Raw genomic sequence first — 22,074 nt, forward strand, 5'->3', positions numbered from 1 at the left:
ATACGCCGGCCTGAACGCGCCGGTCAGGGCTTGCCACGATCTTCGACGACGGCGTCCACCGTGGCGCCCGCATCCATCAGGCCCGCACCACAGCCTTTCGGGCAGGGACCGGGTAAAGGCCGCGCATTGTCGACGAGCTGACGCGTGATCGCTTCCACACCGATCGCCGGATCCGCCGATCGCATCAGGGCCACCAGCGCGGAAACCTGGGGCGCTGCCATGGATGTGCCCGCGTAGTACTTGAGAAGAGGCCTGCCCTCACTGCCGCGCTTGCCGCCGTCGACGGTCGACAGGATGTCGTCGGCACCGAATGTCGTCAGCGAGCCGCCCGGCGCAGCCAGGGTGACGCCGTCGCCGTGGTTCGAGTACCAGGCCATCGATCCGTCGCGTGCCAGCGCATTCACGCTCACGACGCCCGCGCAATTGGATGGAGAGACCGCGGAGGCACGGATGCCGTCGTTACCTGCCGCCGCTACGACGGCGACACCACGCGAGCGCGCCTGTGCGATGGCCGTCGCCAGTGCCATCCCGCAGGCACCGGGCGTCCTCAGGCTCAGGTTGATGACGTCGGCGCGGCGGGCGATCGCGGGAACACCTGGCAGTTCACCACCGCTCGCCCAGACGATCGCATCCGCCACATCCGAGAGACGGCCCCCGCACTTGCCCATCACCCGCACGGGGATCACCTTCGCCTCGGGCGCGACGCCCAGCATCCCGCGACCATCGGGTGACCTCGCCGCCACGAGACCGGCGACATGCGTGCCGTGCCACGATGATTCGGACGCCGTTGACGAACCACACTCGCCCGCGTCGCTCCAGTCGCCTTCGTCCGCGGGATTCGCATCGCGCCCGTCACCATCGCGTGCCGCGGCGGCATCGCTGACGAAGTCGTAGCCCGGCAAAAGCTGACCGACAAGTTGCGGATGCGGTGCGATGCCGGTGTCGAGTACGGCCACCACGGATCCGGCGCCTTTCGTGTAACGCCAGGCCACCTCCGCGTCGATGCCGACACGAGGATCGTGCATGTACCACTGGCGATGCCATAACGTCGTAAGGCGGCCTGCGGGCGTGACGATGCGGTCTTCTTCGATATCGATGACACCCGCCATCGATGCGAGCACACCCGGATCCAGGCCGTGCACGTCGAAAACCTCGCCGCCCGCCGCAAGGGTGCGCACATGCACGGGCTGGGCGATGCGCGTGGAACGCGCGTGCGATACACGTGGATGCCTTGCGGCTGCCGCACTCACCCTGTCGCTGAAGTGCACGATGTATCGATCGGCGGGCATCTCGCCAGCCATGGCGACAGGTACGGGCACGCAGGCCGCGGCGGCGAGTAAAGCTAAACGGGGATACGTCATCGATCGCATCTCGGACACCCTGGGAAAACGCGGCGACGCCGCAGTCGCTACAACGTAGGCCGATCCGTTCCCGGCCAGTACGCGCCGACGCTCATCAAGGCATGTAGGCGAAATGGGGATGCACGTTAAAGGGTTTGCGAGCAGCGAAGTGTGCAGACAGGCATCCTCCCGACGCGGGCACAAAAAAGGGCCCGGACGTTTCCGTCCGGGCCCCGACGCAGCAAGCGAGAGGGGTCGCTTACGGCGTCCAGGTTGCCTTGAGCGAGACGCCCGAGAACGTCGAGTAACCGCGGACCTTCACGTAATACGTGCCCGCCTGGGTGGTGGCGAAGGTGCAGGTTTCGTTGTTGCCCGAAACGTACGGACGGCAGTTGTAGCTGGAGGTGGTCGGTGCGGAACCGAACTTGACGTAGAGATCCGCATCACCGGTACCACCGCTGGTCACGATGCTGAGGTTCTTCGCGCCAGCCGCCACCACGACGGTGTAGCTGAGTTCGGTACCCGAGCTGCCGGCAAGGCCGGTCTTGGCCACACCGTTCTGCAGCGCCGTGCCACCGGTACCGCCACCGCCGCCGGTCGAGCAGCTGACACCCACGCCGGTGAAGGCGGTGGCGACATCCGTCGCGGAGTAGCCGAGATCGGTCGCCGCGCTGGCGACACCGCAGGCACCGGAGTTGAACGTGGAGCTGGCGGTCCAGTACAGGGCATTGGCGCGGGCGAACACCTTGAATGCCTTCACCGTGTCCCAGCCACTGGTCTTGGCCAGCAGGCAGAACGCCTTGTTGTAGACACCCGACGAGTAATGCACGTCGAGACCGCTGTAGTAATCGGACGCATTGTCGATCGAGCCACCGTCCTGCGACGGCGTGCACATGTAGCGCAACGCGTTACCGATACCGGCGCTGGTCTTGACGATGTCGGCACCGACGAGGAAGTCGTTGCTGCCGCGGTCGTAGTATTCGGCCGCTTCACCGGCGATGTCCGAGTAGGCCTCGTTCATGCCGCCCGACTGTCCGCTATAGGCCAGGTTGGAGTGCTGTTCGGTGTAGCCATGGCTGATCTCGTGCGAGGTCACGTCCAGGGCGACCAGCGGGTAGAACGTGCTGGCACCGTCGCCGAAGGTCATCGAGCTGCCGTCCCAGAACGCGTTCTCGTAGGAGCTGCCGTAGTGCACCTTCATGATCAGAACCTGGTTCAGCGGTGCCGCGCCGGTGTACGAGGTGTACATGTCGTGCACCACGCCACCGAAGTGGTGGGCGTCGTTGATCGGGCCGTACGCGCCGTTGACCGCGTCGCCACTCGATCCGGCGCTACAGGTGAAGCTCCACAGCGTGCCGGTTCCCGACGTCGCCTTCTTCATGTTGTACGACTTCACGTAGGCGTTCTGCGCCGTGCAGGTCGTGCCGGATTGCGTAACGCGCAGCGCGGGCTTGCCGCCGGCGCCCCAGGTGTACTGTCCGGTTTTCTGATTGCCGCCCGGACCGGTCGCATCGATCTCGGCGTAGGTCAGGCCTTCCCACTGCTCGATGATCTCGCCGGTGTTGGCGTCGATCAGGGCGGTCGGGCGGGTCGGATGGTCACCGCCGGAGAAGAACGAGGTGAGATAGACCAGACGCGCGGGAGCGCCGTCGCCCGGATAGATGTACAGATCCGCCTTGACGTTCTCCGGTTTGACGGTGGCGACGCCGGCCAGCGACGGCGCCTGCTTGCTGAGCAAGGCGACGGCGCGCGTACCGTCCAGCCTGGGGGTGACCGAGGCGATATCGACCTGCAGGTCGGACGTGACCGCACCATTGGCGACCAGCGCATTCCCCTGCGTGTCCTGCTCGACGGCGATGCTGCGGCCATAGACCGGCACGCCCTTGAAGGTCTGCTGCATGCGGACGGTCTGCGTGCCCTTTACCGTGGGCAGCGAGGCTTGTGCGACGAATCCGTTGTCGGCGGAAAGTCCCAGTTTTGTCGCCAGCTGGTTGGCCGGTACGGCACCCAGGCTCTGCGCACGCAGTGCCTGTTCGGTAGCCGCCGATGCGACCGAGGTGGCGGCGATCCCGAGGGATGCGACCAGGAGTTTCAAGCGAACATGAGTTGCCATTAACGTTCCTCCTCCAGGAATGGGCCGCACTCCGCCATGGCGGACCGTGAGGACCACACTCCGAACGATTTGAATTCGCGCCGCGGCGCGATGCCCGTTTTATGTCGCGACGACCGGTCCCCCAACCGGAAGTCCTCACCAACCTAGCGCAAGAATTCGCGACCGACTACCTAGGGATTTCCCTAGGGCGGCAAAAAACGCGATGCTACGCACGAATTGCGAACACGAACTTGCGGAGGGGGCGACGCATGGCGCGATTACCGGATCTGGACCTTGACCTGCGTCGACTGACGCCGACGGTGCGCGCGGCGTTCCGTCTCACGTCGGAGCGGCACACGCTGGATCATCTGCTGAGAGAGGTCGGCATCGAGGGTGCCGTCACGTGGCAAAAGGGCGAAAGCATCGCCTCGACGGCGTTGCAGCGGCGGACCAACGGCTGGTGCTTCGAGCTGCCGCCGCAACGCACCTACATGCTGGATGACGCGCTGACGCAGCTGTTGCACGCGCTTGCGCCGCATCGCGACCAGATCGTCGCGCTGTCCAGAGCACTCGAACTCGACGCACACGTCGCGCTCGACACCGACATCTACGAAGACCGTGTGCCGACCGGCTACCTGTCACCCGCCAACGTCAAAGCCATCGCGACATACGGTGCGTCGCTCGGCACGGAAATTCATCTCGCCGAGCCGAACGGCTGAGGACGGCGTCGCCGGGATCAGAGCATCCCGGTTTCGAGCTTCGCCGCATCGGACATCATGGAGTGATTCCAGGGCGGGTCGAATACGAGGTCGACATCGGCCTCGACGATCGTGGGAATGAGCTCGACCTTGGTGCGGACATCGTCGACGAGGATGTCGCCCATGCCGCAGCCCGGCGCGGTCAGCGTCATCTTCACGTAAACGCGGCGCGAGCCCTCTTCGGTGGATTCGAGGCTGACGTCATAGACCAGACCCAGTTCCACCACGTTGATGGGGATCTCGGGATCGAAGCAGGTGCGCAGCTGCTGCCAGACCAGCTTCTCCACGTCGTCGTCCGTCGCGCCGTCCTCGAGTTCGATCGGGCGCGGCGGCTCCTTGCCCAGCGCGTCGGCGTCGTCGCCGGCGATGCGGAACAGGTTGCCTTCCACGTAAACGGTGAAACTGCCGCCGAGGGCCTGGGTGATGTAGCCGATCTGCCCGGCGGGAAGCGTCACCGTCTCACCCTGCGGCACCATGACTGCCTGGCAGTCACGTTCGAGGGTGAAGGGCTCGCTGCTGAGGCTGAAACCGCTCATTGCTGTCCTGTAAAGGCCGCGCCGCGGCCGCAAAGTCGTCGATTATGCGCCTGCCCGCGAGGCGGGGGTAGGCACCTACCGGCTTAACGTCGGGGCGCGCGCGTCGGGGCACAAGAGCGCCCGGCCGCTTGCCCCGCTATGATGGCCCCCTTTTTGCCGCACCCGGGATCCCATGCGCGACCTGACCGAAATCCATGCCGGCTGAGCGCACAGGCCTTCCCGGTTTCCTCTTCGGTGCACTCTGCGCGGCCATGTTCGGCCTCGCCGCGGGCGCCGTCTGGATGCTCCCCTCGATGATGTTCGGCCGCGCCCTCCCGGCCCTCGTGCTGCCGGTGGGCTGGGCGCTGGGTCTCGTCGTGCGCCGCTGGCTGCGCTTCCGCGGTCCTGTCGGCGCCGTCCTGGCCGGCGCGGCAACCCTGCTGGCGGCCCTGTACACGGCGTGCCTGGTGGTCGCCGCCACGATCTCCGGGATGATGGGCATCGGCTTCGGCCAGGCCATCGCCGACGCCGGACCGGCCATGCTGCTGGACCTCGCCCGTCTCGCGCAGCGCCCGGTCGACCTGTCGCTCTACCTGACCGGAGCCCTGATCGCGGCCCTTACCGCCTGGCCGCTGGGCCGGCGGAAGCCGCGCGGCGACTGACTTTCATAAGCGGTAAATCCCCCTACGGGAAAGATGTTGCGGGGAAGTAACAGTCAACCGGCGGTCGATGACCGCGTTTACCGGAGTGAACCTGGCGATATGGAGCACGAGGATGCGAAACACGACGATGCGGAGAAAGCCGTGAACGGCTCCCTCGCACTCGACAGCGCATCGCTCGAGGATCTGCGCGAGGTCCCGGCGAACATGGACGCCTTCCTGGCGGGTATCGAGCGACGCGCCTGGCGTATGGCCGAAATCCACCTGGGCAACAAGGACGACGCCATGGATGCCGTCCAGGACGCCATGCTGCGACTCGTCAACCATTACGCGGGTAAGCCCGCCGGTGAGTGGACGCCGTTGTTCTGGGGCATCCTGCGCCGACGCATCGTCGATCTGCAGCGGCGCCGCAAGGTCCGGTCCATCGTCGTCAGCTGGATGGGCGGCGGTCGCGACGACGAAGGCGACGAACTCCCGATGTGGGAGCCGGCGGACGACGCGCCGGATCCCTCGGCCCGGTTGCAGGACACGCAGGCCTACGGCGACATCGTGACGGCCGTGCGCAAGCTGCCCCGGCGCCAGCGCGAAGCGTTCACGCTGCGCATCATGGAAGGCCTGGATGTGGCCGAGACGGCCGCCGCGATGGGCTGCTCGGACGGCAGCGTGAAAACCCACCTTTCGCGCGCGATGCATGCGCTGCGCGATCAACTGGAGGCTTGGCGATGAGCCAGCACGATCGAGAACTCGAACGTCGCGCCCGGGACCTGTACCTGCGGGCCAGCCGCGACGTGGATCCGGCCACCGCGGGCCGCCTGCGCGCGGCGCGGCGCACCGCGCTCGCCCGTCCGCAACCGTCCATGACGCGACGCCTGCTACTCCCCGCAGGTGCCTTCGCCGTGGTCGCTCTCGCTTCGCTGATGATCTGGCAGCCGCGGGTATCCCCCTCGGACATGCCGGTGGCCACCCAGCAGTCCGCCGAGGCGGAGCCCAGCGATCTGCCGCCCGATGCCGACAGCGCGGACCCCGCGCTGTACAAGGACATGCAGTTCTACAGCTGGCTCGCCTACAACGACGCGCCCTCGTCCCCGTCCCGCAAGTGAGCCCCATGCGCCGCCTTCCGCTCGTCCTCGCCCTGTTCATGGCCTTCGCGGCGCCGCTGACGGCGAGCGCGCAGGATCGCCCCCCACCGCCGCCCGGCGGTGAGATGCCGCTGCCGCCGCCCCGTCCGTGGAGCGCGCTGTCGGCCGACGAAAAGGACATCCTCGCGCCGCTGGCGCATGACTGGGACACGTTCCCGCCGCAGCGCCAGTCGCGGATGCTCGAGAAAGCCCAGCGCTGGCGCGGGCTGCCGCCGGATCGTCGTGCGGAAATCCGCGACCGCATCGAACGCTGGCAGCACATGACGCCGGAGGAGCGAGCCGAGGCACGCCGGAACCAGCAGAAGTTCCAGGACCTCTCTCCCGACCAGCGTGCCCGCCTGCACGACGCCTTCGAGCGTTTCAGGAGCCTCACGCCCGACCAGCGGCATGCGCTGATCGAAAAGTGGCGCAACATGACACCCGATCAGCGCCGCGACGCGGTGGACCACGCGGGCCCGAACGACATCGTGCCCCCGCCCCACGGCGGTCCGGGCGGCCCCGACGGCCCGGGCGATCGCCGGCCGCCTCCCCCTCCGGGGGAGTGAGCTAAACTGGGGCAATGACCGAAAACGACCTGGCTTTCCTCAACGACCGCCGTTCGGTGCCTTCGCGCCAGCTCGGCGAACCCGCCCCCGATGACGCCACGCTGCGCCGCCTCCTCGAGGCCGCGATCCGTGTGCCCGACCACGGAAAACTCGAACCCTTCCGCATCCGCGTGCTGCGCGGCGAGGCCAAACTGGCCTTCGGCCGCAAGCTGGCTAAGCTGGCGGTCGAAGCCAATCCGGGCCTGTCCGAATCCAAGCGCGAGAAAGAACAGCGCCGCTACGAATTCGCCCCGCTGGTCCTGGTCGTTTCGGCGAAGATCGACACCGACAGCAAGGTCCCCGAGCTGGAGCAGGACCTTACCGCCGGCTGCGTCGCATACAACATCCTGCTCGGCGCGCAGGCGCTCGGCTACGGAGCGCAGTGGCTCAGCGGCTGGGCCGCCTACGACCGTGAGGTTGCGAAGCTGCTCGACATGAAGAAAAGCGAACACATCGTCGGCTTCATCCACATCGGCACGGCCGCCATCGACGCGCCGGAGCGCGATCGTCCGTCGTACGACGACATCGTGAGCGTGTGGTCGCCGTGAGCGACGACTCCCTCGTCCACCTGGTCGACGGCAGCCTGTATGTGTTCCGGGCATGGCACTCCATGCCCGACGAATTTCACGACCACGAAGGCGAGCCGGTCAACGCCGTGCACGGCTTCACGCGATTCCTCTGCGAGCTGCTCGAGCGCAGCCGTGCGGAGCACATCGCGGTGGCGTTCGACGCGTCGCTCACCACCTCGTTCCGCAACACGATCTATCCGGCGTACAAGGCCAACCGCGACCTGCCACCGCCCCATCTGGTCCGTCAGTTCGGGCTGTGCCGCGAGATCTCCGCGGCCCTTGGCCTCACCGTGCTCAACGATCACCAGTACGAGGCCGACGACCTGATCGGCAGCGCGCTGTGGGGCCTGCGCTCGCATGGCTTCCGCGGCGTCATCGTTTCCGCCGACAAGGACTTCGGTCAGTTGCTCGGCGAGCACGACGAGCAATGGGACTTCGCGAAGAACGTGCGCTGGGGGCCTTCCGGCGTCTTCGACAAGCTCGGCGTGCATCCACACCAGGTCGCCGACTATCTGGCGCTGTGCGGTGACGCGGTCGACAACATCCCCGGGGTACCTGGCATCGGTGCGAAGACCGCGGCCGCCCTGCTCGCCCACTTCGGTAGCCTGGACAACCTGCTCGATCGCATCGACGAGGTGCCGTACCTGCGCATCCGCGGCGCCGCGGCCTGTGCGGCTCGTCTGCGTGAACATGCGGAACAGGCGCTGCTGTGCCGTCGCCTTACCCGCATCGCGCTGGATATCGCCGTCGCCGAGACCGCCGATGCCCTGAGCCGCCGTCAGGGCGAAGCCGCCACGATCGACGAATTGTGCGAGCGCCTGCGCTTCGGACCGCTGACCCGGTCACGCCTGCGCGCCTTGATGTAATACGTCACCCAGTCGATATACCCTTGGTCGGATATTCCCTATATCCCTCCAAGGAACCCGCCATGCAGACCAGTCCGCTGCCCCATGCCTCGCCGATCCCCGATGACGCCAGTGCGCCGGAAGAGGTCCTGCACAAGGCGAAGTGGCTGACCCTGAAGAAGCGCGGCCGCTGGGAATACGCCGAACGCAACAATCCGGGTGGCGCGGTGATCATTCTCGCGGTGACGCCCGACGACAAGGTCGTCTTCGTCGAGCAGTACCGCGTGTCGATCCTGAAGAACACCATCGAGATGCCCGCCGGCCTCGTCGGCGATCTTGCCGGTGCCGAGGACGAGGACGTACTGCTGGCCGCTCGCCGCGAACTGGAAGAAGAAACCGGCTACGCCTGCGGCAGCATCGAGTTCGTGCATGAGGGCCCGTCGTCGGCCGGCATGAGCACGGAGATGATCGCCTTTGCACGCGCCTGGGACCTGTCCAGGGTGGGCAAGGGCGGCGGTGACGAGACGGAAAACATCATCGTTCACGAAGTGCCACGTGCCGAAGCCGGCAAGTGGCTGTTCGACCGTGCGAAGGAAGGTTTCTCCATCGACGCGAAGCTGTTCGCGGGGCTCTGGTTCATCGAGCATCCCGAAGCGCACATGCGCTGACAGCGACCGGCAAACCCACTCCGGCCGGGTGGCCGGAGTGGGTGACGATCAATTCGCCGCGGTCGGCTGGACGCTGACGTGCACGTTCTGGATCGACACCGAGCCGCCTTCCATCCACATCTCATGGCCTCCCGGCGTCGAGAGCCGCTCCTCCGACTGGATGTCGACATACAGGAAGTTGGGATCGAACCCGACGTTCTGGCCCGGCACGGTGAAGCGGAACGTGCCGACGGCATCGCCGCCGAACGTGGCCTTTTTCTCGCCAAGCTCCAGTCGGTGACGCCCCTGATCGTCACCCAGCCAGAAATTCACTCGCAGCTTGCCGAGCGCGCCGCCCTGGACCTGCGTGAGACCTGCGTTGAACTGAACGGTGTAACTGACGTCGCCGCCGTAATACGTCGTACCGAGGGGCGTAAACCCACGGACCGTCATGGTCGGAGCGCGCCACGCCGGGCCTACGCCTCCGTCGATCTGCTCGCCAGGGTGGCCGAACGATTGCCACATCGAGGTCCGATCGAATAAGCCGTGGTCGGTCTTCAGTCGGCAGGCTGCCTGTGCCATGGCATCGATCGAGCCGCTGCAACCGGGGAGATTTTCCAGTGACGGAGCCGCCAGCGCGTGACCGGTGAAGAGCAGGGTCGCGATCGCCGCCGTGGCGACCCACCGACGGTGAGAAGGGTGCTTGCGCATGACTTACATTCCTTTGTGAGTGATGAGGGGTAGTACGGACACTGGCGCCAGGGCGAGGGAGGGGGATAGCTCAGGCGCCAGCCGACGGGATTGTCGGCCGATTGCCCAGGAAACTGTGGCCTACTGACAGGCCTGACGGCATAGGCCGCAGCAACCTCGCGGCGACCGCCTACACGGACCCGCTATATCACGTGCCGAGGCCGCCAGATGGCTGCCCGGCGGACAAATCCGTCCTGTCAATTCTTGTCCCCGCCCCCTTCCCGGCGTAGCCTTCCCTCTGCTCTGCCCGGCGCCGCCCATGTCCGTTCGTTTCGCCCATCTCCACCTGCACAGCGAGTACTCGCTGGTCGACTCGACCATCCGCATCAAGCAGCTGGTCGCCGCCTGCGCACGGGCGGGTATGCCCGCCGTCGCGCTGACGGACGAGAACAACATGTTCGGGCTGGTAAAGTTCTACAAGCAGTGCACGGCGGCGGGCATCAAGCCGATCGGTGGTTGCGACATCTGGGTCTCAAGCCCCGATGATCCGCGCCCCTGGCGTCTCACGCTGATCTGCCAGGATCGCGACGGCTACCTCAATCTCTCCCGGCTGGTTTCACGCGCCTGGCGCGAAGGCCAGGGTACCGGCCGCGCGCTCGTCGATGCCGCCTGGATGCATCCGGAGAGCGTACGCGGCCTGATCGCCATCGCCGGTCGCGAGAGTGAAGTCGCGCGCGTCGCGCTGACGGCGGGTCTTCCCGCCGCGACCCTGCGCCTCGGCTTCCTGCAGCGCCTGTTCCCCGACCGTCTTTACCTCGAACTGACCCGCACGGGCCGTGAGAACGAAGAAAACTGGGTGCGCGCCGCCATGGCGCTGGCAGGCGATCACGAACTGCCCGTAATCGCGAGCAACGACGTGCGCTTCCTGCTGCGCGAAGACTTCGATGCGCACGAAGCCCGCACCTGCATCAACCAGGGCCGCGTCCTCGCGGATCCGAAGCGCCCGAAGGATTACAGCGAAGAGCAGTACTTCAAGTCGCCCGAGGACATGGAGGCGTTGTTCGCCGACATTCCCGAGGCGCTGGAAAACACGGTCGAACTGGTCAAGCGCTGCAATCTCGTGCTCGAGTTCGGCACGTATTACCTGCCCAACTTCCCGGTCCCCGAAGGCCACACGCTCGACACCTTCATCCGCGATCTCGCACAGAAGGGACTCGAAGAACGCCTCAGCCAGCATCCCATCGCCGCCGGCAAGACGCTGGAGGATTACCAGGCGCGCCTGGATCGCGAAGTCGACGTCATCATCCGGATGGGCTTCCCCGGCTACTTCCTGATCGTCGCGGACTTCATCGGCTGGGCGAAGGACAACGGCATTCCGGTGGGCCCGGGCCGAGGCTCGGGCGCGGGCTCGCTCGTGGCGTGGGTGCTGAAGATCACCGACCTGGATCCGCTGCAGTTCGAGTTGCTTTTCGAGCGCTTCCTCAACCCCGAACGCGTGTCGATGCCCGACTTCGACATCGACTTCTGCATGGATCGCCGCGACGAGGTGATCGACTACGTGGCGCGCAAGTACGGTCGCGATCACGTCAGTCAGATCATCACCTACGGCTCGATGGCGGCGAAGGCCGTGCTGCGCGACTCCGGTCGCGTGCTCGGCATGGGCTACGGTCAGGTCGACCGTCTCGCCAAACTCATTCCCAACCGTCCGCTCGACCTCACCCTCGGCGACGCGCTCGGCCGTACGGAAAAAGCCAGGAAAGAACCCGATCGCGTCGTCAAGGAATTCTGCGACGTCTACGATCAGGAAGAAGAGCCGCGCCAGCTGATCGATCTGGCGCTCAGCCTCGAAGGTCTCACCCGCAACGCCGGCAAGCACGCGGGTGGCGTGGTGATCGCGCCCACACCGCTGACCGACTTCGCCCCGCTGTACTGCGAAGCCAGCGGCGAAGGCGTCGTCACGCAGTACGACAAGGACGACGTCGAGGCGGTCGGCCTGGTGAAGTTCGACTTCCTCGGCCTGCGCACGCTCACGATCATCGACTGGGCGGTCAAGGCGATCAACAGGCGCCGGGCGAAGGAAGGCACGGACGCGCTGGTGATCGAATCGCTGCCGCTGGACGATCCCAAGGTCTACGACCTGCTGAAGAAAGCGCAGACCGTCGCCGTCTTCCAGCTCGAGTCGCGCGGCATGCAGGGCATGCTGAAAGAGGCCCAGGCCGACCGTTTCGAGGACATCATCGCGCTGGTGGCGCTGTACCGCCCCGGCCCGATGGATCTGATCCCGAGCTTCTGCGCGCGTAAGCATGGGCGCGAAGCGGTGGAGTACCCGGATCCGCGCGTCGAACCCATCCTGAAAGAGACCTACGGCATCATGGTCTATCAGGAGCAGGTGATGCAGATGGCGCAGATCGTGGGCGGTTACACGCTCGGCGGCGCCGATCTGCTGCGCCGTGCGATGGGTAAGAAAAAAGCCGAGGAAATGGTCAAGCACCGCGCGACCTTCCGCGAAGGCGCCGCCAGGGACGGGATCGTGGGCGACAAGGCCGACGCGATCTTCGACCTGATGGAGAAGTTCGCCGGCTACGGCTTCAATAAGTCGCACGCCGCTGCGTATGCGCTGGTGTCGTATCAGACCGCCTGGCTGAAGGCGCACTACCCCGCCGAGTTCATGGCCGCGACGATTTCGTCGGACATGGACAACACCGAGAAGGCCGTCACCTTCCTCGAAGAAACGCGGGCGATCGGCATCAAGGTGCTGCCGCCCGACGTCAACGCGTCGGACTGGATGTTCGAAGCGGTGGAACCGCGCGTGGTGCGTTACGGCCTTGGCGCGATCAAGGGCGTCGGCCAGGGTATCTGCGAGGAAATCGTCGCCGAACGCAAGGCGAAGGGGCCGTTCCGCGGACTGGTCGACTTCTGCCAGCGCGTCGGCTCGAGCAAGCTCAACAAGCGCACCATGGAAGCGCTGGTCCAGTCCGGCGCGCTCGACGCGCTCGGCGAGAACCGCGCCACCCTGGTCAAGCACATTCCCGAAGCGATGCGCGCCGCCGACCAGGAAGCGAAGAACCGCGCTTCGGGACAGGTCGATATCTTCGGCAACGCGTTCGGTGAGGCGGAAGCCCCCAGCATCATCGAACTCTCCGGTTCGGTGCCGGAGTGGCCACTCGAACAGCTGCTGCAGGGCGAGCACGACACGCTCGGCCATTACCTGTCCGGTCACCCCACCGACCCGTGGAAGGCCGAACTGGCGCAGCTGGGCAGCTGTCCCATCGGCGAGATTCCGCAGCGCTACCAGCCGCCCAAGCCGCGCCGTAACGACGACGACGAAAACGCCAACCGCTTCCGTCGCGGCCCAGATACGCCGTGGACCGTGGCCGGCATGGTGGTGGGCATGCGCAAGCGTGGCGAGAGCGATGCGTTCGTCCAGATCGAGGACGCGACGGGCGTGCTCGAGACCAGCTTTTTTCGTGACGTGTTCACCGACGCCGCCCCCCTGCTTACACGCGGAAGCATGATCGTGGTCGAAGGGGGCCTGCGTATCGACGACTTCGCCGGCGGCTATCAGCTGCGTGCCCGCAAGGCCTACGCGCTGTCCGATGCCATGGAGCACTTCGGCCGCCTGCTCACGCTGAAACTCAACGGCGTCGGTCCGGACTTCCCGCAGCACCTGCGTCAGGCCCTGATGGGTTATCGCGGGGGACGTACCCCGCTGATGCTGGCCGGCTACCGCAACGCGGAAGGCCAGGCCAGCCTGGAGCTGGGCGATCAGTGGCGCGTGCGCGCCCTCCCCGACCTCGTGCGCACCTTGCGGACGATCCCCGGTGTTCTGGGGACCGAGCTGCGCATGGTACGGCCGGCCGACTGAGCGCCGGCCGCTCCTGCCGGCCGGGCGATACGCCGCCTATTCGGACGCCGACAGCTGGACGGGAATCTGGCCGGGGTAGGAACGGACGACGACGACATCGTCCGCCTTGATCGCACCGACGCCGTCGACTTTCTGGATCCTCACGCCGATATGCCGGACATGCGAGCCTGCCGGGACGAGGACGCTGTCGACAAGTTCGCCCGAGGGCCAGCCCCCCGAGTTCAACTCGCCCTTGATGGCCTGTGTCTTATGCGCCGCGTTCCACTTCTTGTCGCCGTCGTCGAACGCGGTGGCTATGAGGACCGTGGCACCGCCCTGCTCGGCACCGACATGCGCGTGGACGGTGTAGACGAAATCGTCGGCGTCGGCGGGCGGGAGGGCGACCCACTGGGTCACACTGTCTTCCGGCTCCGCCAGGCGCACCGTCCGATAACGGTTATTCGCCGTGTCGTAGAGCGCCAGCGACGCGTTGTACCTGTCGGCGCCAGGTCCTTCGAAGACCCAGGGCGCCAGATGATCGGCCATCGCGTGGCGCTTCGTGTTGAACCCGAACCACTGGTACTCGCCATGCCAGAAGGCGTCGTTTACGCCTTCAAAGTCACCGTTTGGCACGGTGAGCCGGCAGATCTGGCCTTCCGCGGCGATGTCGCACTCGGGCATGCGATGGATCGCGTAGGGGCCGGGGATCTCGGCGAACGCCACGTTCGCCCCGGAGACGCTGGCGACCAGGCCGACCATCAGAAGCGAGAAGCGGCGGCGTTTTGCGATACGGTGAATTGCACCGGGCATGATGATTCCTTTCGTCAGAAGAGGTGATCCTCCCGTCGACGCGAAGGTCGAGGCAGGGCCGCGGGCAGCCGTGCCCGCCGACGCATTGAAGCAAAGATCACACGTCCCGGGGGACCGCCTCACAGCGGCGCCAGTCGTACCTACATGAATTTCGGGCAATTCTTACCTCCCGGGCCGACCGTACCCTCGCGCACACGTCCCCGGGCGCCACTGGGTATAATCAGCGGTCTTGTCCGGATGCTTCGTATTCATGAATCCCAACTTCCTCGATTTCGAACAACCCATTGCCGAGCTGGAAGCGAAGATCGAAGAGCTTCGTCATGCCAGCAGTGGGCAGGCTTTCAACATCGACGAGGAAGTGGGCCGTCTGCGTGAAAAGCTGAAGATCAAGACCAACGAGATCTTCCGCAATCTCACCCCGTGGCAGATCAGCCAGGTATCGCGCCACCCGGCACGTCCGTACACCCTCGATTACATCCAGGCGATGTGCGAGGAATTCCACGAGCTCAAGGGCGACCGCATGTTCGCGGACGACCAGGCCATCGTGGGCGGCCTAGCCCGTATCAATGGCCGCTCGGTCATGGTGGTCGGTCACCAGAAGGGCCGCGACACCAAGTCCAAGGTGAAGCGCAACTTCGGCATGCCGCGCCCCGAGGGCTATCGCAAGGCGCTGCGGCTGTTCAAGATGGCCGAGCAGTTCAGGATCCCGGTCTTCACCTTCATCGATACGGCCGGCGCGTGGCCGGGCATCAATGCGGAAGAACGCGGTCAGTCCGAAGCCATCGCCCGCAATCTGCTGGAAATGGCCGAGCTGCGTGTGCCGATCATCTGCACGGTGACTGGCGAAGGCGGCTCCGGCGGCGCGCTGGCCATTGGGGTAGGTGACCGTACGCTGATGCTGCAGTACTCGACGTACTCGGTCATCACGCCCGAAGGTTGCGCGTCCATCCTCTGGAAGAGCGCCGACAAGGCCAAGGATGCCGCCGAGGTCATGGGCCTCACCGCGCCGCGCCTGCTCGAGAACGGCCTGATCGACAAGATCGTCCGTGAGCCCCTGGGCGGTGCGCATCGCAGCCCGCAGTCGATGGCGGTTCGTCTCAAGGCCGTGCTGCTCAACGAGCTGGATGCCCTGGAAGCGCAGCCCGTCGAAGCCCTGCTCGAAAACCGCTACAAGCGCCTGCGCGGCTACGGCGCCTTCACCGAGGGCTGATCGTCCCGGCATTGCGGTTACCATCGGCGCATCTCCCCAGCGGACATGCGCCATGGCCGACGTCCTCGTCAAACTCGCCGTCCTGATCGACGCCGACAACGCCCGCCCCGCCATCGTCGACGGCCTGCTCGCCGAAGTGGCGAAGTACGGCACCGCGCACGTGAAGCGCATCTACGGCGACTGGACCGGCCCCAACCTCAACGGATGGAAGGCCGCCCTGCTCGATCATTCGATCCAGCCGATCCAGCAGTTCGCCTATACGTCCGGCAAGAACGCGACGGACTCCGCGATGATCATCGACGCGATGGACCTGCTGTACTCCGAACGCTTCGATGGCTTCTGCATCGTTTCCAGCGACAGTGACTTCACGCGGCTGGCGTCGCGTATTCGCGAGGCGGGGCTGATCGTTTACGGCTTCGGCGAACTGAAGACGCCCAAACCGTTCGTCTCCGCGTGCGACAAGTTCATCTACACCGAGGTGCTGGTGGGCGCCAGCGAAAACGAGGGCGATGAAGCGCCCGCACCGAAGTCCGCCAGCGAACTGCGCGGCGATACCAAGCTTGTCAATCGCCTGCGCAACGCGGTGGAAGCCGCTTCCGATGAAAATGGCTGGGCCGCGCTCGGCGGCATCGGCAGCATCCTCAGCAAGCGCTCACCCGACTTCGATTCACGCAATTACGGCTACGCCAAACTGAGCGGCCTGATCAACGGCATCGGCCTGTTCGACGTGGACGAGCGTCAGTTCGGCAACGCCAAACACCTTTACGTGCGCATGCGAAGCAAGGGCAAATGAGTCGTTCCCTGACCGATCACGTGGCGAGCGCTCTCAGTGACGCTCCCAGGGCTGCGCTCGTCGTCGCGTTCAGTGGCGGGCCGGACTCGAGCGCCCTCCTGCACGCCCTGGCGACCCATTCCCCACGCCCGCCGTTGCGTGCGTTGCATGTGGACCACGGGTTGCATGCCGAAAGCGGCGCGTGGGCTTCGCACTGCCGACGCTTCTGCGACGGTCTGGAAATACCTCTCGAGGTATCCCGTGTCTCCGTGGATCTCAGTCGCGGCGAAGGGGTCGAATCCGCCGCGCGACGTGCGCGGCACGCCGCCTTCGCTGCATCGCTGCGTCCCGGCGAGCGCATGGTGCTGGCGCATCATCGGGACGACCAGGTCGAGACCGTGCTGCTGAAACTTCTGCGTGGCGCGGGGCCCGACGGCCTGGGCGGCATGCGTCCGCTGCGTCCGTCAGGCGCGGGGATGCTCTGGCGGCCACTCCTCGACCTGCCGCGCGACGCGCTGCTCGAGCATGTCGCCACGCATGCCCTGTCGACGATTCACGACCCGTCCAACGACGACCCGTCGATCGCCCGTGGCTACCTGCGCGGCAGCGTGCTTCCCGTGCTTCTCGAACGCTGGCCTCAGGCTGGCACCAGCATCGCGCACAGCGCGCGGCTATGCATGGAAGCGGCCGACAGCCTGCGCGATGCCTGGATGGATGCACTGGAAACCGTGCGCCGCCCCGAGAGAACGCTGGATGCCGAAGGCTGGCTCGCGCTTCAGCCGGCGTGGCGGACGCCACTGCTCGAGCACTGGCTGCACACGCAGGGCCTGTCCGCCCCCACGACCGGACAGCGACTGCAACTGGAACGCCAGGCCCGCGAAGGCGGCGCCGAAAAGCTTCCGCTGGTCGGCTGGCTGGATACGGAGGTGCGTGTCTGGCGCGGCCGCCTGTGGGCCATGCGGCGCCTGCCCTCGTTCGATACCGAATGGTCGGCCATGTGGTCGGGTGAGCCGCTGGCGCTGCCCGGTGGGGGCACGCTCACCCTGGGCTCCGCGCGACTCCGGGAGCCGCTACAGGTGCGCTATCGCTCCGGCGGCGAAACCTTGCGTCCCGAGGGGGACCGGCACACCCGCGAACTGCGTGACCTGTTCCAGCAGGGCGCGGTGCCGCCGTGGCGCCGTCCGCGCATGCCGCTGCTGTGGTCAGGCAAGGAACTGGTCGCCGTCGGATCCCGCTGGATGAGCGAACGCGGCCGACAATTGTTCCAGGAAGCGGATGGGGTCCTCACGTGGGATGAGGACGCCTGATTCGCCGCGCGATTGATCAAAAAGCCTATGTGAGCTAGTTTTGCGGCCATGCCGAAGTCGTCCGCCCCTGTCGCCGCCACTCCCTCGATCGCCGAGTTCGAGCATTCGCTCGACGAACTCGAGCAACTCGTCACACGGATGGAAGGCGGCGAACTCAGTCTCGACGAGTCCCTCAAGTCCTTCGAGCGCGGCATCGGCCTCTATCGCCACTGCCAGACGGCGCTGGAGCAGGCCGAACTGCGCGTGCGACTCCTGCTCGATCCCGAAGCCCCCGAAACCGCCGAAGCCTTTGACTCCCGCACCGACTGACCTGCCCGCGCCGCTCAAGGCGCTGGTCGGCCGTGCAGACGACGCGCTCGCGCGCGCGCTGCCCGCCGAAGACCTCGCCCCCACCGAACTCCATCGCGCCATGCGCTACGCGGTGCTGGGCGGTGGCAAGCGTCTGCGCCCCCTGCTCGTCTACGCAGCGGGCCATGCCCTCGGTTGCGACGGCGGGATCCTCGACGCGCCCGCGAGTGCCGTGGAGATCATCCACGCGTATTCGCTCGTGCACGACGACCTGCCGGCCATGGACGACGACGACCTGCGCCGCGGCCGCCCGACCTGCCACATCGTCTTTGGCGAGGCCATGGCGATCCTCGCCGGGGATGCGCTGCAGGCGCTGGCGTTCGAGATTCTGGCCACGCCGTTCGGCGCCGATGACGACGCCATGGCACGGATCGCCATGCTGCGCACCCTCGGTGCGGCCTGCGGTGCCGAAGGTATGGCCGGCGGCCAGGCCTTCGATCTTTCGGCGGTGGGTACCCGGCTGTCGCTCGATGAGCTCGAGCGCATGCACGCCTACAAGACCGGCGCCCTGATCCGCGCCTCGGTTCGCCTCGGCGCTCTCGCGGCCGGGTGCCGGGATGACGCCTTGCTGCAACGACTGGACCGTTACGGCCATGCCGTCGGACTGGCGTTTCAGGTCCGCGACGACATCCTCGATATCGAGGGCGAATCCGCCGTCATCGGCAAGACCGCCGGCAAGGACGCGGCAGCCGACAAGCCGACGTTCCCGTCGATCATCGGCCTCGACGCCTCGAAGGCACACCTGACCGCCCTGGTCGACGATGCCCTCGACGCCATCGCCCCGCTCGGTCCTCGTGCCGAATGGCTGGCGGACCTCGCCCGCTATTCCGCCAATCGCGGCCACTAACCGCCCACGGCGCGAGGCAACGCGACGGTGAGGCCCAGCCCTGCCGCCGAACGAAAAAAACCCGCCTGAGCGGGTTTTTTTCTTTCCGTCACAACGGTTCGAATCAGCTCACCAGCCGCAAGGCGAACGGATACCGATACGTTCCCGTCTGACTCACCTTTATCGCGGCGAGGATGCAGAAGACGATGTTGACGATCCACAGAACCAGATGCAGGAAGGCACCGATGAGGATCACCGTGAGGATCCAGCAGATCACGTAACCGATAAGCACGGTCAGCTGAAAGTTCAGCGCTTCCTTGGCCTCGGCCACCAGGTAGCCCTTATCCGCCTTGTCCTTGTTGATCAGCCAGACGACGAGCGGCACGATGATGCTGAGGATCAGCCCGGACAGATGCGTGAGCATTGCCAGGTTCTTGTCGTCGTTGGTGTGCGCGGAGGCTGGCGGCACCGGTTCGTACGGCGGGGCGCCATACGGGGGCGGCGACGGCGGCGGAGGTGCAGGCGGCGGTGTCGGCGGGATGTGGTCGGACGGCGTACTCATGGCGCTGCTCCGTAAGATGTCGCGCCCACTGTCGGAGAGCGCCGTGAGCCTGTCAAGCAGACTTCCGGCAGGGTCGGGCCGTCCGTCACGACCGCCCGGACCCGGTCATTCGCCGGCGATGGTCATCTTCTCGATGAGCCAGGACCCGGTCAGCACGTGCGAGCGCCGGTCCACGTCGGCACCGACCGCCGCCAGGCCGGCGTACATGTCACGCAGATTCGCCGCGATGGTGATCTCTTCGACCGGGTAGGCGATTTCGCCGTTTTCCACCCAGAAACCCGACGCGCCGCGGGAATAATCGCCCGTCACGATCGACACACCCTGCCCCATCACCTCGGTGACGAGCAGGCCGGTACCGAGCTGGCGCAGCATGCCGGCGAGGTCGTCGTCACCCGTCTTCACGACCAGGTTGTGCACGCCACCGGCGTTGCCGGTGGACTGCAGACCCAGCTTGCGTGCCGAATAGCTGCCCAGGATGTAACGCTGCAACACGCCATCCACGACCAGCGGCGACTCGACCGTGGCGACGCCTTCGGCATCGAAAACGGACGAGCCCAGACCGCGAGGAATGAGCGGTTTCTCATCGAGACGGAACCACGACGGCAGGATCTGCTTACCCGCGTGGTCGACGAGAAAGCTCGACCGGCGGTACAGCGATCCGCCGCTGATCGCGCCGAGCAGGTGCCCGAGCAGGCCGCGGGCGACTTCCGGTGCGAACAGCACCGGCGACTGGCGTGTACCGAGGCGACGCGCATTCAGGCGCGACAGCGTGCGCTCGGCGGCCTTGCGACCGATCTCGGCGGGGTCCATGAAGTCCTGCGCGCGGCGGCCGCTGTCGTACCAGTAGTCGCGCTGCATGGCGTCGTCCTCGCCCGCAATAAGCGCGACGGACAGCGAATGGCGCGTGCCTCGCTCGCGGCCGAGAAAGCCGTGAGAGTTGGCGTAGACCGACAGGCTCCGGCCCGTGTTGACGCTGGAACCGTCGGAATTGGTGATGCCCGCCACCTCGCGACCGCCGTCCTCGATGGCCTGGCCCAGCGCGATAGCCTGGTCCACGTCGAGGTCCCATGGGTGCCAGAGGTCGAGGTCGGGGAAGCTCGTGGCCATACGGTCGGCGTCGGCCAGACCGGCCGCCGGGTCTTCCTCGGTGAACCGGGCGATGGCGCAGGCCTGCTCGATCGTGGCCTGGATCGAGTCCGGATTGAGGTCCGCCGTACTCGCGGAGCCCTTGCGCTGGCCGAAGTACACGGTCAGCGAGAAGCCGCGGTCACGGGTATGCTCGACGGTCTCGACCTCGCCCAGACGGACGTTGACGCTGAGTCCCGTGTCGATGCTGGCGGAAACCTCCGCTTGGCTGGCGCCGGCCGCGCGGGCCCGGCGAATGGTGTCCTCGGCAAGGGTGGCGAGGCGGTCGAGGTCCTGCTGGCTGCTGTCGGCGGTGGAAACGAGGCTCACTTAGGGCTTCCCGGAGGGCTGGGTTAGAATGACGGGCCGCACGCGGCCAACCCATCGGATATGGGGCCGCGTGACCCGATCAAAAGCAACGCAGCGCACCGTCCATGGTGCCATGGAACCGTTATGAGCATCCGTGTCGGCTACTACCGCCACTTCAAGGGCATGCCCTATCGCGTGCTGGGCACCGCCCGGCACAGCGAGACGATGGAAGAACTCGTCGTCTATCAGGCCCTCTATGGCGAACACGGCCTCTGGGTACGCCCGGCCAGCATGTTCGCCGAGACCGTCCAGCACGACGGCAACACCGTACCGCGCTTCGCCTTCGAGCGTGACGCCACCGATCCGCTCGCCATTCAGGAGACCCAGGCATGAGGCCGCATGACGACCGTCCGCGCGCGGACGAGGAAGAAGAAGACTTCGGCCCCAGCCGCAGCGAACTGCGCCGCAACGCACTCGATATGCTGAAGCTCGCCGGTCAGCTGATGGACCTGCCGCCCAGCCGCATCCCCAAGCTGAAGCTGCCCGACGACATCGTCGACGAGATCGGCCGCACCCGGAAAATCACGGCGCACATCGCCCGCAAGCGTCAGCTCGCCTACCTGGCCAAGCAGATGCGCCGCCACGGCGACGCCGCCTTCGTCGACGCCCGCGCCGCGCTCGGTGAAGACCGTGATCGCCAGCGTCAGGAAGCCGCGCACATGCATCGCCTGGAGGCCGCACGCGAAAAGCTGCTGACCGGTGGTGACGAAGCGCTCGGCGAGCTGTTCGACAAGTATCCGGATCTCGATCGCCAGCACGTACGATCGATCGTGCGTCAGGCACGCGTCGAGCGCGACGCGAACAAGCCGCTGCATGCGTTCCGCGAGATTTATCGGCTGTTGAAAGAGCTCGAAGCTTCGCAGGCGGACGACGCTGCGGAATGAAGAGGAGCCCGGCCGATGCCGGGCTTTTTCTTTGAGGTGTTCGTGTATTGGTTTCATGCATGACGGCATGGATAGCGCCCTGACTTCGGGGCAATTCCGAAAAATGCGGCTGAGTTTAGGGGCTGCGGCAATCCCGTGTCGCGAGCAGGCTCGCTCCTACAACAGCGGTAGCGGGTGCG

Annotated in this window: 23 protein-coding genes; 16 read left to right on the plus strand and 7 right to left on the minus strand. The window is 66.3% G+C overall.

The genetic code is table 11. The annotated features are described in order from the left end of the window. Window positions 1-23: 23 nt before the first annotated feature. A complete protein-coding gene (locus J2X57_RS19250) occupies window positions 24-1,361 on the minus strand; it encodes a S8 family peptidase (protein WP_309869487.1) in 1,338 nt (445 codons plus the stop codon). A gap of 238 nt (window positions 1,362-1,599) precedes the next feature. Continuing rightward, on the minus strand, window positions 1,600-3,453 hold the full coding sequence (locus J2X57_RS19255) for a M4 family metallopeptidase (RefSeq protein WP_309869490.1): 1,854 nt from the start codon (window positions 3,451-3,453) through the stop codon (window positions 1,600-1,602). A gap of 248 nt (window positions 3,454-3,701) precedes the next feature. Here J2X57_RS19255 and J2X57_RS19260 point away from each other — a divergent pair, with 248 nt between their 5' ends. Next, complete coding sequence (locus J2X57_RS19260; protein ID WP_036115215.1) at window positions 3,702-4,151, plus strand: DUF4279 domain-containing protein; 450 nt, start codon at window positions 3,702-3,704, stop codon at window positions 4,149-4,151. Window positions 4,152-4,168: 17 nt separating this feature from the next. Here J2X57_RS19260 and sufT read toward each other — a convergent pair whose 3' ends face one another. After that, window positions 4,169-4,726, minus strand: coding sequence for a putative Fe-S cluster assembly protein SufT (sufT, locus tag J2X57_RS19265; RefSeq protein WP_079520771.1), 558 nt, complete (start codon window positions 4,724-4,726; stop codon window positions 4,169-4,171). Between the two features lie 194 nt (window positions 4,727-4,920). On the opposite strand from sufT, the gene J2X57_RS19270 reads away from it, so the two are divergent. The 7 genes from J2X57_RS19270 (at window position 4,921) to J2X57_RS19300 (ending at window position 9,169) form a co-directional block, all read left to right on the plus strand. Continuing rightward, the gene (locus J2X57_RS19270; RefSeq protein ID WP_043692731.1) at window positions 4,921-5,367 is read left to right on the plus strand and encodes a hypothetical protein; all 447 of its coding nucleotides are present in this window, start codon (window positions 4,921-4,923) and stop codon (window positions 5,365-5,367) included. Between the two features lie 141 nt (window positions 5,368-5,508). Continuing rightward, the gene (locus J2X57_RS19275; RefSeq protein ID WP_036118197.1) at window positions 5,509-6,090 is read left to right on the plus strand and encodes an RNA polymerase sigma factor; all 582 of its coding nucleotides are present in this window, start codon (window positions 5,509-5,511) and stop codon (window positions 6,088-6,090) included. Further along, a complete protein-coding gene (locus J2X57_RS19280) occupies window positions 6,087-6,464 on the plus strand; it encodes a hypothetical protein (protein ID WP_036115221.1) in 378 nt (125 codons plus the stop codon). The genes J2X57_RS19275 and J2X57_RS19280 overlap by 4 nt, the downstream gene beginning before the upstream one ends. 5 nt (window positions 6,465-6,469) lie before the next feature. Then, complete coding sequence (locus J2X57_RS19285) at window positions 6,470-7,048, plus strand: DUF3106 domain-containing protein (RefSeq protein ID WP_051943903.1); 579 nt, start codon at window positions 6,470-6,472, stop codon at window positions 7,046-7,048. 14 nt (window positions 7,049-7,062) lie between these two features. Next, window positions 7,063-7,635 carry a nitroreductase gene (locus J2X57_RS19290; protein WP_036115224.1) on the plus strand — a complete coding sequence of 191 codons (573 nt, stop codon included), beginning with the start codon at window positions 7,063-7,065 and terminating at the stop codon, window positions 7,633-7,635. After that, window positions 7,632-8,522, plus strand: coding sequence for a 5'-3' exonuclease H3TH domain-containing protein (locus J2X57_RS19295; RefSeq protein WP_255349731.1), 891 nt, complete (start codon window positions 7,632-7,634; stop codon window positions 8,520-8,522). The genes J2X57_RS19290 and J2X57_RS19295 overlap by 4 nt, the downstream gene beginning before the upstream one ends. 62 nt (window positions 8,523-8,584) lie before the next feature. Then, entirely contained in the window at window positions 8,585-9,169 is a 585-nt protein-coding gene (locus J2X57_RS19300; RefSeq protein WP_036115229.1) for an NUDIX hydrolase, read from the plus strand. Window positions 9,170-9,217: 48 nt separating this feature from the next. Here the strand turns inward: J2X57_RS19300 and J2X57_RS19305 are convergent, their stop codons facing one another. Next, window positions 9,218-9,859, minus strand: coding sequence for a hypothetical protein (locus J2X57_RS19305; RefSeq protein WP_309869504.1), 642 nt, complete (start codon window positions 9,857-9,859; stop codon window positions 9,218-9,220). Window positions 9,860-10,157: 298 nt separating this feature from the next. Between J2X57_RS19305 and dnaE the strand changes: the two genes are divergently transcribed. Then, a complete protein-coding gene (gene dnaE / locus J2X57_RS19310) occupies window positions 10,158-13,703 on the plus strand; it encodes a DNA polymerase III subunit alpha (RefSeq protein ID WP_309869507.1) in 3,546 nt (1,181 codons plus the stop codon). Between the two features lie 36 nt (window positions 13,704-13,739). Here dnaE and J2X57_RS19315 read toward each other — a convergent pair whose 3' ends face one another. Continuing rightward, window positions 13,740-14,492 (minus strand): hypothetical protein, encoded by a 753-nt coding sequence (locus J2X57_RS19315; protein WP_308847170.1) that lies wholly within the window; start codon window positions 14,490-14,492, stop codon window positions 13,740-13,742. Between the two features lie 250 nt (window positions 14,493-14,742). Between J2X57_RS19315 and J2X57_RS19320 the strand changes: the two genes are divergently transcribed. The 5 genes from J2X57_RS19320 to ispA are packed head-to-tail and all read left to right on the plus strand — an operon-like array spanning window position 14,743 to window position 18,976. Further along, window positions 14,743-15,702, plus strand: a complete 960-nt coding sequence (locus tag J2X57_RS19320; protein WP_043692721.1) for an acetyl-CoA carboxylase carboxyltransferase subunit alpha — start codon at window positions 14,743-14,745, stop codon at window positions 15,700-15,702. A gap of 52 nt (window positions 15,703-15,754) precedes the next feature. Then, the gene (locus J2X57_RS19325; protein WP_036115245.1) at window positions 15,755-16,495 is read left to right on the plus strand and encodes an NYN domain-containing protein; all 741 of its coding nucleotides are present in this window, start codon (window positions 15,755-15,757) and stop codon (window positions 16,493-16,495) included. Further along, window positions 16,492-17,781, plus strand: a complete 1,290-nt coding sequence (gene tilS / locus J2X57_RS19330; protein ID WP_309869511.1) for a tRNA lysidine(34) synthetase TilS — start codon at window positions 16,492-16,494, stop codon at window positions 17,779-17,781. Before J2X57_RS19325 ends, tilS begins: the two co-directional genes overlap by 4 nt. Before the next feature lie 48 nt (window positions 17,782-17,829). Then, window positions 17,830-18,090, plus strand: coding sequence for an exodeoxyribonuclease VII small subunit (locus J2X57_RS19335; RefSeq protein ID WP_036115247.1), 261 nt, complete (start codon window positions 17,830-17,832; stop codon window positions 18,088-18,090). Between the two features lies 1 nt (window position 18,091). Then, entirely contained in the window at window positions 18,092-18,976 is an 885-nt protein-coding gene (ispA, locus tag J2X57_RS19340; RefSeq protein ID WP_309869562.1) for a (2E,6E)-farnesyl diphosphate synthase, read from the plus strand. Window positions 18,977-19,079: 103 nt separating this feature from the next. On the opposite strand, the gene J2X57_RS19345 is transcribed toward ispA, so the two are convergent. Then, the gene (locus J2X57_RS19345) at window positions 19,080-19,517 is read right to left on the minus strand and encodes a DUF4870 domain-containing protein (protein ID WP_309869515.1); all 438 of its coding nucleotides are present in this window, start codon (window positions 19,515-19,517) and stop codon (window positions 19,080-19,082) included. Between the two features lie 105 nt (window positions 19,518-19,622). After that, entirely contained in the window at window positions 19,623-20,972 is a 1,350-nt protein-coding gene (gene pmbA / locus J2X57_RS19350) for a metalloprotease PmbA (RefSeq protein WP_036115253.1), read from the minus strand. Window positions 20,973-21,095: 123 nt separating this feature from the next. Between pmbA and J2X57_RS19355 the strand changes: the two genes are divergently transcribed. Both J2X57_RS19355 and yjgA read left to right on the plus strand, forming a co-directional pair. Next, a complete protein-coding gene (locus tag J2X57_RS19355; RefSeq protein WP_036115254.1) occupies window positions 21,096-21,344 on the plus strand; it encodes a DUF1653 domain-containing protein in 249 nt (82 codons plus the stop codon). Continuing rightward, window positions 21,341-21,895, plus strand: coding sequence for a ribosome biogenesis factor YjgA (yjgA, locus tag J2X57_RS19360; RefSeq protein WP_036115257.1), 555 nt, complete (start codon window positions 21,341-21,343; stop codon window positions 21,893-21,895). Before J2X57_RS19355 ends, yjgA begins: the two co-directional genes overlap by 4 nt. The last annotated feature ends 179 nt before the right edge of the window (window positions 21,896-22,074 follow it).

This window comes from Luteibacter sp. 1214, from assembly GCF_031455395.1.
GTDB classification, from domain to species: domain Bacteria; phylum Pseudomonadota; class Gammaproteobacteria; order Xanthomonadales; family Rhodanobacteraceae; genus Luteibacter; species Luteibacter mycovicinus.